Origin of the sequence: Chromohalobacter canadensis, assembly GCF_029544075.1 — a bacterium.
Lineage (GTDB): Bacteria > Pseudomonadota > Gammaproteobacteria > Pseudomonadales > Halomonadaceae > Chromohalobacter > Chromohalobacter canadensis_A.
In genome coordinates this window covers 670867-683423 of sequence record NZ_JAJQJH010000001.1, presented here as the reverse complement: position 1 = coordinate 683423, position 12557 = coordinate 670867, and the positions used below count along the sequence as shown (strand labels likewise).

General features: G+C 59.4%; 12 protein-coding genes. 5 read left to right on the top strand and 7 right to left on the bottom strand.

What is annotated here, in order from left to right; genetic code table 11:
- Positions 1-153 precede the first annotated feature (153 nt).
- A complete protein-coding gene (locus LUN51_RS03170) occupies positions 154-936 on the top strand; it encodes an SDR family NAD(P)-dependent oxidoreductase (protein ID WP_277810100.1) in 783 nt (260 codons plus the stop codon).
- A 122-nt stretch (positions 937-1058) separates the two neighbouring features.
- Here the strand turns inward: LUN51_RS03170 and LUN51_RS03165 are convergent, their stop codons facing one another.
- A complete protein-coding gene (locus tag LUN51_RS03165; RefSeq protein ID WP_277810099.1) occupies positions 1059-1793 on the bottom strand; it encodes an SDR family NAD(P)-dependent oxidoreductase in 735 nt (244 codons plus the stop codon).
- 111 nt (positions 1794-1904) lie between these two features.
- Here LUN51_RS03165 and LUN51_RS03160 point away from each other — a divergent pair, with 111 nt between their 5' ends.
- Both LUN51_RS03160 and LUN51_RS03155 read left to right on the top strand, forming a co-directional pair.
- Positions 1905-2801, top strand: coding sequence for a LysR family transcriptional regulator (locus LUN51_RS03160; RefSeq protein WP_277810098.1), 897 nt, complete (start codon positions 1905-1907; stop codon positions 2799-2801).
- Between the two features lie 82 nt (positions 2802-2883).
- Complete coding sequence (locus tag LUN51_RS03155) at positions 2884-3654, top strand: HpcH/HpaI aldolase family protein (protein WP_277810097.1); 771 nt, start codon at positions 2884-2886, stop codon at positions 3652-3654.
- Between the two features lie 187 nt (positions 3655-3841).
- Here the strand turns inward: LUN51_RS03155 and LUN51_RS03150 are convergent, their stop codons facing one another.
- Positions 3842-4045: a putative motility protein gene (locus tag LUN51_RS03150; protein ID WP_246974648.1), complete on the bottom strand. Its 204-nt coding sequence runs from the start codon at positions 4043-4045 to the stop codon at positions 3842-3844.
- 261 nt (positions 4046-4306) lie between these two features.
- On the opposite strand from LUN51_RS03150, the gene LUN51_RS03145 reads away from it, so the two are divergent.
- Positions 4307-4600 (top strand): hypothetical protein, encoded by a 294-nt coding sequence (locus LUN51_RS03145; protein ID WP_277810096.1) that lies wholly within the window; start codon positions 4307-4309, stop codon positions 4598-4600.
- 84 nt (positions 4601-4684) lie between these two features.
- Here the strand turns inward: LUN51_RS03145 and pepN are convergent, their stop codons facing one another.
- From pepN to LUN51_RS03120, 5 genes are all read right to left on the bottom strand, one after another.
- The gene (pepN, locus tag LUN51_RS03140) at positions 4685-7324 is read right to left on the bottom strand and encodes an aminopeptidase N (protein ID WP_277810095.1); all 2640 of its coding nucleotides are present in this window, start codon (positions 7322-7324) and stop codon (positions 4685-4687) included.
- A 144-nt stretch (positions 7325-7468) separates the two neighbouring features.
- Positions 7469-7903 (bottom strand): YbaN family protein, encoded by a 435-nt coding sequence (locus LUN51_RS03135; RefSeq protein WP_277810094.1) that lies wholly within the window; start codon positions 7901-7903, stop codon positions 7469-7471.
- A 262-nt stretch (positions 7904-8165) separates the two neighbouring features.
- A complete protein-coding gene (locus LUN51_RS03130; RefSeq protein WP_277810093.1) occupies positions 8166-9731 on the bottom strand; it encodes an AMP-binding protein in 1566 nt (521 codons plus the stop codon).
- 134 nt (positions 9732-9865) lie between these two features.
- Positions 9866-10351 (bottom strand): YajQ family cyclic di-GMP-binding protein, encoded by a 486-nt coding sequence (locus tag LUN51_RS03125; protein WP_277810092.1) that lies wholly within the window; start codon positions 10349-10351, stop codon positions 9866-9868.
- A 36-nt stretch (positions 10352-10387) separates the two neighbouring features.
- Positions 10388-10912, bottom strand: coding sequence for a GNAT family N-acetyltransferase (locus LUN51_RS03120; protein ID WP_277810091.1), 525 nt, complete (start codon positions 10910-10912; stop codon positions 10388-10390).
- A gap of 151 nt (positions 10913-11063) precedes the next feature.
- On the opposite strand from LUN51_RS03120, the gene LUN51_RS03115 reads away from it, so the two are divergent.
- Entirely contained in the window at positions 11064-12554 is a 1491-nt protein-coding gene (locus LUN51_RS03115; protein WP_277810090.1) for a RimK family protein, read from the top strand.
- Positions 12555-12557: the final 3 nt, after the last annotated feature.

Genomic DNA, 12557 nt, shown 5'->3' with positions numbered 1-12557 from the left:
TCAAAAACACATCAAGCCTAGTGGCACTAGTAGCAAGATTCAATCCAGATTAGCCTTTCATTGATATTTGGAACCTATAGGCCACTAGAAACTAAAGGAGGGCCTTATAGAGACCATTCTTTCAGATCGCTCTTTAATGACGGAGATAACTGAATGCAGGAGGTAACAATGTTATCAAATAAAAGAGCAGTAATTACGGGTGGCAGCGACGGCATTGGCCTGGGAATTGCTAAAGCATACGCCCAAAACGGTGCCAGCTTGTTACTGGTTTCACGCAATGAGGAAAAACTCAGAGAAGCGGCTGGCGTTCTTTCTTCATACAATACCGAAGTCAATACTTTGTCGGCCGACTTGTCAAATATAGAGGAGGTTATAAACACGGCTCAAAACATACTCGCCATCTGGTCAGAGGTGGATATTCTGGTTAATAACGCTGGCGCTGGAAGCTTCACTCCATTCACTGAAACTGCCGAAACCGATTTGGATCGACATCTAAACCTTAACGTAAAGGCGCCCTATGTCCTGACACAGTTCTTGCTCGACGCAATTGAAGCGCGTAAGGGAAACGTTATAAATATTTCCTCCTATTTTGCACATCGCATGTTGCCGGGGAGACCCTCGACGGCATATTCATTGACCAAAGGAGCCATAAACGCTTTCACCAAATCTCTCGCCTATGAGATTGGCTCAAAAGGCGTCCGAGTCAACGCTATTGCGCCTGGGACTGTTAATTCGCCCTTGGTGCGGTCGAATTTTGAGAAGCTTACCGAAGACGGAAAAACGCGATTTTCTGAAATGATCAAGACGATTTACCCTCTCGGCCGCATTGGCGAGCCAGACGATATCTCTGGCGCAGCAGTATTTCTGGCGTCGGAGCAAGCTCATTGGGTTACTGGGTCGATCTTGGCCGTCGATGGAGGATTGACTACCAACTAGCTTTCCCGCATGAATCCTTGATAGGTCATACTCGACTGATGGACTGACTCCCTTTTTAGGAAGCCAGCACATGCGTCCAAAATCGCCACCTGACGTCAATGTCAGGCTGTCAGCGAAAACAGTCACCAGGGAAGATCACCCTGTGCATCGGCAAAACCTCCCGTTCGGACACTGTCGGCAAGTGCGGCACCCGCCGGGGCCATGGCGGCTTCGGCGGGCAGGCGATTGCCCGTGTGGCCGGTTAGATCGGTCGCCGTGAGCCCGGGGCAGATGGACTGAACGGTGATACGGCTGTCACGCAGCTCCGCTGCGAGTTGCACCGTCAGCATGTTCAGCGCGGTCTTCGACGCATTGTAACCGATCAGTTTAACGTCATAGGCTTCCCAGGAGGGATCGCCGTTAAGCTTGAGCGAACCGAGGCTGCTCGACAGGTTAACGATACGTCCGGCCTCGGCGCGATGGAGCAGTGGCAGCATCGCTTGCGAAACGGCCAGAGCGCCGAAGAAGTTCGTTTCGAACACCTGTCGCACCGCGTCGAGCGAAGCCTTGCCGGGCGTTCCATCTCCCGCACCCCCGATGCCCGCATTGTTCACGAGGATGTCGAGCCATCCATGCGTCTCTGCGATTCGGGTCGCCGCGTTGTCGATGCTCTGCGCATCCGTGACATCCAGCGGCAACCAGGAAGCTGTGATGCCCTCCTCGGCGAGCGCGCGAGCGGCGGCCTGACCGCGTTCGGAATTCCGTGCGCCGATCAGCACGACGGCGTCAGACTGACCGATCTGCCGTGCGATCTCATAGCCGATGCCCTTGTTGGCACCGGTCACGAGGACGACCTTGGTTGCCTCTTGAGTGCTCATGATATTCATCCTGCTGCTGTGGATTGTCTGGCAGCACCTAATATAATGACGGCACAGCAGGATAAAATACGCACGAACTTTCATGAACTATGCATCTCGAATGGATAATCCATGCGCTCAGATCTGATCCGGGACTATGACGCCTTTCTTTGCGTGGCAGAAGCTGGCAGCTTTGTCGGTGGAGCGCGTACCCTAGGCGTCAGCGCTTCGGCGATGAGCGCAATAATCCGGCGGCTGGAGGCGCGCGTCGGCGTGCAGCTACTGCACCGCACCACGCGCAGTGTCTCGCTGACGGACCAAGGCAACGCGCTGAAGTCACGGCTCCAAGGCGCCTTTGATGAGATCGACGCCGCTACGCAGGATCTCCTGGAACATCGGCAGTCGCCTGCGGGCACCGTGCGTATCGTGATCTCGCGCGATGCTTACGACGACGTCATCGCGCCCTGCCTCGCGGATCTTCACAGGACCTACCCGCATATCCTGCTCGACATCCATCTTGAGGAGGTTTGTGTCGACATCGTGAGCGAGCGCTATGATTTAGGGTTCCGGCTAGGCGAATACCTCCACCCCGATACGGTCGCCGTGCCGGTCGGACCGGACCTGCGCCAGTTGGCGGTGGCTTCGCCCAGCTATGCCGCGGCGCATGGGCTGCCCTCTCATCCGCAGGAATTGGCGCATCACGCCTGTCTCAATTGGCGCAAGCAGGTCGATGGCGAGCCCTATGCCTGGGAGTTCGAGAAGGACGGCATTCCCCTGTCGATCGCCGTGCAAGGACCGATGATCTTCAATGATCGCAGTGCGGCCGTGCGCGCGGCGATGGATGGGATCGGCATTGCCATGTGGCTCGAGCACCGACTGCAGCCGATGATCGACGACGGCTTGCTGCTGCCCGTCCTGGAGGAGTGGGCTCCCCGCCATCGCGGGGTCTTCGCCTACTATTACCGCAACCGGCACATGAGCCCGGCCACCCGCGCGGTGGTAGAGTTCCTGCGGCGGAGGGCGATGTAGACACTGGTGCAATGGTTGATTCGTCGAAAGCCTGTTACGTTTTTTGTATGCAATAGTCATCTAACGAAAAAGGAAACGTAGCATGCAATTACCCCGCAACCCTTTCAAGGCATCACTGACAGGCGATACCCGCTATGGATGCTGGGCCGGTTTCGCCACTGGCTACGCTGGGGAGATTCTGGCCACCACAGGCTTCGATTGGCTATTGATTGACGGCGAACATGCACCCAACACCGTACCCACAATACTTGGCCAATTGCAGGCGGTTGCCGCCTATCCCTGCGCTCCAGTCGTGCGTGCCGTCAACCATGACCCCGCCCTGATCAAGCAACTGCTCGACATCGGCACCCAGACGCTGATGATCCCCATGGTCGACACCGCCGAGCAGGCAGCCCAGTTGGTCGCCGCCACACGTTACCCACCACAGGGGTTTCGTGGCGTCGGCGGTGGCCTGACACGTGCCACGCGCTGGGGCGAGGTAGAAGACTACATGGCGACGGCTCATGAAGAACTGTGCCTGATCGTGCAGGTGGAATCCCGCAGCGGAGTCGACAACGCCGAGGCCATTGCCGCCACCCCTGGCGTCGACGCCGTGTTCGTCGGCCCCTTCGACCTATCCACCGACATCGGGCATATCGGCAACCCCAATCATCCCGAGGTCCAGGCGATGATTCGACACACCCTGGACGCAACCCACGCCGCCGGAAAGGCCGCCGGCATCCTGGCCCCCGTCGAGGAAGACGCCAAACGCTATGCCGACTGGGGATTCGATTTCATCGCTGTGGGCATCGACATCAGCCTGTTGCGACAGGCTGCCAAGGAGACCGTGGCACGCTACAAGGGGGACAAATAGCCTGATACGGTGTGAAGGCTCGACGACACCAGCATGTCCCTTGCAACAAGCCATGGCCCCGTAATCAACGGCGGGTTGCACATCATGAGCCCATGACGCGGACTAAGGCTTCCTGACTTGGGCATGGCCTGACAAAGAATGCCGCGACGCTTGGCGCCACGGCATTCTTGACCAGCCTATCCTAGGCTCAGGCGTAGGTATTGACCTGCGTACCCACGGTGCCGGTCGTCGCCAGAGACTGCTGGGGGGAAACCGCTTCCATCAGTTGCGACACGTGTGACGCCTGATTGTTGAGCGACTCCTTGAGCAGGCCCATCTGAGACTGCTGATCGGCGTTATGCTGTTGCAACGCCATCGCAGTTCCCACGGCTGCGTTCACGGATGAATCCATGAAGCTTCTCCCTTCAAGTGAATGAATGCGCTTTACGCCCTCTAGTTATCGGCTAGGGCGCCATAAACTTGCATCGCCTATGGCCGCCAGCCAATGCATGACTCCTTCAGCATGCAAGAAGAAAAGCATAAAGGCCACCTCTTCCCAAGGCGCCCCTGCCATCCTGGCGCCTTGCCGCTTAGAATGACGGACCCACAACCATGCGCTCGACAGCACAAGGACGAGACGCTCACCTAAGCACGCTCACAAAAAGGATGTGACATGCAGATCGACAGATTCTTCCACTGGCTCGGCGAGTTCCTCGGTGATGCCTTGCGCGTTGTCGTCGACGCTCTCTCCACGCTATTCGCAGGATTGTGGGTAGCGATCGACCGTTTCTTCGACGGCCTCGCCCGCTCGCTGGGCGTAGATCCCTCGCTCATCAACCTGATCGTGCTGATCATCGGTGTGTGGATGCTCTACAAAGGGATTCGTGCACTTGCCCGGCGCGCCTTCGTCGGCGGTATCGTATGGCTGTTTCTTGGCTTGCTGGTACTCGGCTGGCTCATTCGTTGAAGCGTTTGGCTGCAACGGCCCTACATGAAAACGCCGCTGCCTGGGCAGCGGCGTTTTAGCGTCGCACTCATGCGATGTCGGCCATCAGGCCTCGGCCAGTGCGCGCTCGACCATCTCATAAACGTTGGGCGAGAGGTCCTCGGCACGGATGCGCTCGAGCTCGGCTTTCATCAGCGCCTGACGCTGCTCGTCGAAACGCTGCCAACGCGTCAACGGCGTAATGATGCGCGCGGCGATCTCAGGATTGAGGCTGTTGAGCTCGATCACCACATCCGCCAGTAGGCGATAACCTTCACCGTCGAGACGATGGAAGTTGACGCGGTTCTGCGCCGCGAAGGCACCGATCAGCGCGCGCACCTTGTTGGGGTTCTTGAGCGAGAACAACGGATGCGCCATCAAGTATTTGACGCGTTCCAGCACATCCTCCTGCGGGCGCGTGACCTGGATGGTGAACCACTGATTCATTACCAGCGGATCATGCGCCCACTTCTCGCCGAACGCCTTGAGCGCCGGCTCGGCAATGTCACTGCGCGAGCTGTGCACCAGCATCGTCAAGGCGGCACGCACATCGGTCATGTTGTCCTCGGCGTCGACCTGCGCCTCGGCCAGTGCCACGCCCTCGTCATCCTCGATGCTCATCAGGTATTCGAGCGCCACATTCTTCACCCGACGCCGCGCGATCTGATCCGGCTCCGGCGCGTAGGGCTCATCGCTGCGGTGGGCTTCATGCATGGCCAGGAATTCGTCACGCAAGGCCGTGGCAAGCGACTGCTTGACAAAGACTCGCGCGGCGTGGATGGCATCCACATCGACCATCGGCTGCTGCTCGGCGATGTAAGCCTCTGAGGGCAGCGTTAGCATCTCGGCGAGCACCGCCTTGTCGTCGGTCTCGGTGGTCAAAAGGCGCCGATACGCATCGATGACACGGCTATCCATGACCTTTTCAACCCCATTGCGATGCGCGGCGATGAGATCATCGAGGGCCAACATTGTCAGCCGCTGCCCCGCGTCCCAGCGGTTGAAATCGTCCGCGTCATGGGTGAGCAGGAACGACAGCTCCTCGCGCGAATACGGATAGCGCAGGTAGACCGGCGCCGAGAAACCGCGCAACAGTGACGGCGTCGGCGCCTCGTCGATGTCGGTGAAGACATACGTCTGTTCAGTGTCGCGCAGATGCAGCACCGTCTCATGGCCCAACGGTTCACCGTCCAGCGTCAATGCCATGTCGTTCCCGGACTTGGTACCCACCAGCCCCATGCGTACCGGAATGTGCAGCGGTTGCTTCTCCGCCTGGCCGGGGGTGGGCGGTGTGCGCTGCGAAAGCCGCAGATGATACTCGCACTTGGCGTAGTCGTATTCGCCATGGGCGTCGATCTCCGGCGTGCCCGCCTGGGAATACCAGCGCATGAACTGGCTCAAATCGAGCCCCGAGACTTCCGCCATGCAGTCGACAAAATCCTCGATGGTCACGGCCTGGCCGTCGAAGCGCGCGAAGTACAGATCCGAGCCCTGACGGAACGTCTCCCAACCGAGGAGATGACGCAGCATGCGCACGATCTCGGCGCCCTTCTCGTAAATCGTCAGGGTGTAGAAGTTGGAGATCTCGATGTAATGATCGGGACGCACGGGATGCGCTGTCGGACCAGCGTCTTCGGCGAACTGCGCGGTGCGGAAGAACGAAACGTCTTCGATGCGTTTGACCGGCGCTGAATTGACGTCGGCGGAAAAGCTCTGATCGCGAAAGACGGTAAAGCCTTCCTTCAGCGAGAGCTGAAACCAGTCGCGGCAAGTCACGCGATTGCCCGACCAGTTATGGAAGTACTCATGGGCAACGATGCCTTCCACCCGCTGGAAGGCCGCATCGGTAGCGGTCTGCGGGTGCGTAAGCACCGCCGCCGAGTTAAAGATATTGAGCCCCTTGTTCTCCATGGCGCCCATGTTGAAGTCGTTGACGGCGACGATCATGAAGCGGTCGAGATCGTATTCACGGCCGTAGGTCTCTTCATCCCAGCGCATGGCACGCTTGAGCGACGACATGGCATGGTCGGTCTTGTCGAGATTTTCCGGCTCGACCCAAATCTGCAGCGTGACATCGCGTCCGCTCATGGTCGTGAAGCGGTCCTCGACCTTCTCGAGCTTGCCCGCCACCAGGGCAAACAGATAACTCGGCTTGGGATGAGGATCTTCCCAGGTCACGAAATGCCGGCCTCCCGGCAACTCGCCGCTTTCAACTGGATTGCCGTTGGAGAGGAGCACCGGCGCCTCGGCCTTGTCGCCCACCACCGTGGTGGAGAAGGTCGCCATGACATCCGGGCGGTCGGGATAAAAGGTGATGCGGCGAAAGCCTTCCGGTTCGCACTGAGTGCAGAACATGCCGCTGGAAACATAGAGCCCCTCGAGGGCGGTATTGGCGGCTGGGTCGATCGACACCTCGGTATCCAGCAAAAAGCGCTCCGGCACGCTGGCGATGGTCAGGCCTGCGTCATCGACCTCATACTCGTCGGATTCCAGCTCCTGACCATCCACGGCAATGCGCACCAACGACAGTTTGTCACCGGCGAAACGTAGCGGAAGCCCCGCCTCGCGCTCAGGATGGCGCTCGACATGCAGACGTGCCGTTACGGTGGTCGCCGAGGGGGCCAGGTCAAATTTCAGCTCGGTATGCGTCACCCGATAAGCGGGCGGCAGGTAATCCTTGAGATGGGTCGCTTGCGGTTCGGACATTGATCGACGCTCCTTGAGATCGGGGTGTGCACTCGCCCCCAAGACATCGCCTCGCGCGCAAAACGCGAAGCACATGCCGAGCATTGTACGGCGTCCGGTGGAGTCGGCTCAAAAGTGCGGTCAATGCCGCGCTTCATCGCGCTCTCAGCGAGACTCTTGGCGCTGGCTGGAGGAAGACTCCTCGAAAGAAGACAAGACCGGGCAACGCCTCAGCGACGGTGTCGGGCGGGTCAAAATCCACACCGCGATCCCCATCAAACCAATGATCAACGCCACACGCAGCACGAGTGAATCGACCGTGAAGGCGATCACGCCCATCGAGACAGCCAGCATGACGCACGCCATCCATTTGGCGTGACGGGGAATGGCGCGTTCGCGCTCCCAGGCGAGAATGGAGGGACCAAAGCGCGGATGACGACGAATCCAGTTGGCGAAACGCGGTGAGCTTTTCGAGGCCGCCCAGACCGCCACCAGCATGAAACAGGTCGTGGGCATGATCGGCAGGAACAAACCGATCACGCCCAGAGAGAAGCTGACGCCAGCCAAGCAGATGAACAATAGCTTGCGTATATCGTACATGCGCCGCGCCACCTTGCCGTGATAGAGGGAAACGCCGAACTTCACGCTAGATCGCTGGCAGGCATGGCGAAGCCCGACGCCACCTCTTGCATTGAAGCCCGAATCGCGTATCCAGAGAAATCGTCCCTTACTATCGAGGCGATTATCGCCAAGGACTGGACACGTGCATTCATTCTAGCGCAAAGCAAGGGGCCAAGACCAAGACAGCGATCTCCTCAGCACTCAGTCATATGGCCCGCGCACCCTCCTCCCGCATGCGGCATTATCCCATGGTAGCGTTAGCCTGCCGGGACGGCGCGCCCTGCACATCGGGCATCACGGTCGGCGGTACACGCAGCATGCGACGCAAGACCTTGCCCACCGGCGACTTGGGCAGTTCCTCGATGAAGCGATAGCCGCGCGGACACTTGAAGCGCGTCAGTCCAGCGTCCAGGCAATAACGCCCGAGTTCCCGCTCATCGACGGCGCTACGTGCCTTGATGAACGCCGTCACCACTTGCCCCCACTTATCGTCGGGAAGCCCCACCACCGCAACTTCCTCGACCTGCGGATGCAGCGACAGCACATTTTCGATTTCCAGCGGGCTGATGTTCTCGCCTCCGGAATTAATCAGGTCGTCGACGCGCCCGGTGACGAACAAATCCCCATCGTCATCGAAATACCCCGTGTCACCGGTGAAGTACCACCCCTCTATCAGGGCTTTGCTGTCCGCCTCGGGGCACTGCCAGTAGCCCTCGAATGCCTCGTCCCCGCTCATATCGGCGATGACTTCGCCTTCAGTACCTGGAGACACACACATCTCCGGCGACGTAGCTCCGATCTTGATCACCCGCAACCGCTGGTTGAGCGCCGCGCGTCCCGACGAGCCAGGTTTATGGTTGGCATGCTGGTCGACCGTCAAAGCATAGAGTTCCGAACAACCATACTGGTTGACGAACAAGCTGGGTTGGAAAGCCACCTCGACGCGCGCAATCAATCCCGCACTCATGGGGGCGCCAGCAAATCCGATCTTGTCGATGCTGGCAACCCTATGGGGGGCGAATCCCGGCGCTTCAAGCAGCATGTGGTAGAGGGTCGGCACCAAGTTGAGGCTAGTGACTCGTTCACGCTCGATGGCTTCGAGTGTCGCCTCCGGCTCAAACTTGGGAATACACACGAAGCGCCCATCAACCATCGCCATCGCCTGGAGCGCGCGTACGCCCGTAGCGTGGTAAAGCGGCATCACGCCCAACATGGTCTCATCATGGCGATACAGATTCTGGGCGACGTACGCGACCGTTGCGGCCCGCTCGACACGATGCCGACGCGGCACTCCCTTGGGCCTGCCGGTGGTCCCCGAGGTATAGAGCATCATCGAGTAATCGTCGGGCGTTGCCATCAACAACGTCTCACCGTCCATGCCGAGCAGTGAATCGAAGGCAATCGCACCCGGAGGCGTTACGTCACCGACCACGATGCGCAGTACTTGATGCGCCTCGACACACGCCTGCACCGCCTCGGCGGCCGCATCGTCATGGGCGATGGCCTTGGCACCCGAGTTCTTCAAGTAGTAACGAATATCCAGCGTTGTAGAACGCCAGTTCACCGGCGTGGCAATGATCCCCGCAAACTGACAGGCCCAGTACAGAGTGGCCAACTGCCAGCGATTGTGCATGGACATCACCAGCCGGTCCCCTTTACCGAGCCCCAGCCGTCGGAGGTGGCGTGCCACGCTCTGGATGTCCGCATACCACTGCGCGTAGGTCTTTTGTGTCCGTCCATCACTGATCGCAACGGCGTGCGGACGCCGCTCGACCGTGGCAAGGAAGCCGCGTCCCAGATCAAACATCTTCGTTCTCCTGTCGCTCGTTTTATTTGTGTCGTTGCGGTTGTTTTAGCGACAGGATCGAGCGCGCAGGCGTGGGTGGCAACGCTAGCCGACCACAAGGATGATACGTATCAAGGTAGTGGGACGAATTCCCTTCAATCGCGAAAATTTGTGTACTGCAGAGCCAGTTCGGGACCGGCATCGCTCTTCAACAAGGCGATTGCCTGCTGCAGTTCATCGCGCTTTTTGCTGGTAACGCGCACCTTGTCACCCTGGATCTGTGCCTGCACCTTGAGCTTGGCTTCCTTCAAGCGCTTGACGATGTCCTTGCACTCCGGCTGTTCAAGGCCTTGCTTCAGCACTACGTCCTGGTGGGCGCGTACGCCGCTGGTAACGGGGTCCTTGACCTCCATGCAGCGGGCATCGATGCCACGGGCGATGAGCTTGTTGCGCAGCACGTCGAGCATCTGCTTGAGCTGAAAATCCACCTCGGCTTCAAGAGTTACCGTCTCACCCTCCAGGGCGAAGCTCGCGGTCACGCCCCGAAAATCGAATCGGGTCTGGATCTCGCGATTGGCTTGATCGACGGCGTTGCTGGCCTCGTGCTTGTCGAACTCGGAGACGATATCGAAAGATGGCATGACACTTTCCTCACTCGGGTAAAATCGGGCGCGATTCTAGCATGAACCTCGCGCACGCTTGCCCACGGCGTCACTCGATATGGCGGAACATTCTTCAAGCGTCGAATCGCTCAGTACCTTGCTCATCTGCCAGGCCGCACAGCCATCGACATAATAATCGTCGAGCCAGCGCAGCACGGAAAATCCCATGCGCCGATACAGCCCCAACGCAACGCGATTGTCGGCGCGAACCTCCAACTGCAGGCGCGTCATATCTCGCCGCCTAGCCTCACGCTCAAGCGCCTCGAGCAACGCGCGCCCTACTCCGCCACCGCGCGCTTGCGGGGCTACACAGAACGAATAAAGCCGCGTCACACGACTGTTGCGCCGGAAAAGCAGCGTGGCATAACCGACAACCTCGTTACCCGGCGTAGCATACGCAACGAGCGTATAAGCGTTGGCACGCGCCAATAGATAGGCCAGTTGACGGCGTGTAAAGCGGTCGCCATCGAAACATATCGACTCGAGATGACAGAGCGCATCCAGGTCAGTAACGGTAGCGGCGCGCAGGGAACAGGACATGCGAATGTCTCCGGGGTCACGCGAACAGGGTGAAGCAAATCGTGTATAGAAATTATTTCAAGGCGAGGCTATTGTCGAGATGCGGCTCGCTGCCCATGCTAGACACGACTTTTCAAGGTCGATTGACGTTTTTCCTTCATAAGGAAGGTCTATGTCCCGCTTGCGTATCGTCGTCGACCGCCTCGACGACTGGTCACCCTATTACCCCACCGAAGATCTGATCAGTGCTGCCGACTTCCTGGCCCAGGCGTCGGCGACACCGGACAAGACACGCGACGCGACGCACGTCATCAACCTATGCCGCGGTCTCGATTATCTGGAAACCGGCTATTACGTGTCGCTGCTTGCCCAAGCCCGCGGCCAACGCGTCCTGCCATCGGTGGAGACGCTCAATCAATTGTCGCGCAAGGCATTGATCGATCTGCAACTCGAATCACTCGAACCCATGATGCGCGACCTCGAAAGACGTGGCGCGCTCGATGGTGAGACGCTTCATTTGACGGTTTTGTTCGGCGAATGCGAGCACGACGGACTCGGCCGCTTGGCGCGACGCCTCTTCGAGCGCCTGCCGTGCCCCTTGCTGGGAGCCAAGTTCCAGAAGCGTCATGGAACATGGCGCTTGACCCGGCTCAAGCCTCTGGCGCTCACGTCCTTGCAGGGCGGCGCGCAGGACCGTTTCGCGGCCGCCCTGAACCGCCACTCGCGCAAAGTCTGGCGCACGCCCAAGGCACGGCGCCGTTACCGTTTCGATCTGGCGATTCTCATCGACCCGGAAGAAGCCCTGCCACCCAGCAACAAGAGCGCGCTCAAGCAATTCATCCGGGCCGGACGTCAGCGCGGCATCGACGTCAGCTTGATCACCCGCAAGGACGAAGGCCGTCTGGCCGAGTTCGATGCGCTGTTCATCCGCGAGACCACTCGCCTCGACCATCACACCTACCGCATGGCCAAGCGCGCCGAGTACGAAGGCCTGATAGTAATCGACGACCCGCAATCGATATTGCGCTGCACTAACAAAGTCTACCTGCACGCATTGCTCGCGACACGCGGCGTTCCCGCACCCGAGGGACTATTGCTCAGCCGCGACGATCTGGCGAACCTGCCGTCCAAGATTGCCGAGCTCGAATTTCCCATGGTGCTCAAGATTCCCGACGGCGCCTTTTCGAAGGGCGTGGTCAAGATCAACTCGCTCGACGAACTCAGGCAGGAAGCCTCACGTCTATTCGCTTCGTCCGCCTTGCTGTTGCTGCAGGAATGGCTGCCCACCGATTTCGACTGGCGGGTCGGCATCCTGGATGGCGAGGTGCTGTTTGCCAGCCGCTATTACATGGCGCGCGGGCATTGGCAGATCTACGACCACTCACGCCCGAGGGTACGCAGCGGCGGCTTCACCACGCATCCTCCCTCGGAGGTTCCCAAAGCGGTAATCAAGGCCGCACTGAAGGCGACGCGCCTGATCGGCGACGGGCTCTATGGCGTCGATCTCAAGCAGATCGGCGAGCGTGTCGTGGTCATCGAGGTCAACGACAATCCCAATCTGGATGCTGGAGTAGAGGACGCCCACCTGGGCGCCGCGCTCTATGCGCGGGTGATGGACGTCTTCCTGAAAAGGATGGAGCGCCACGCGACGCTGCCGCGCTGATGC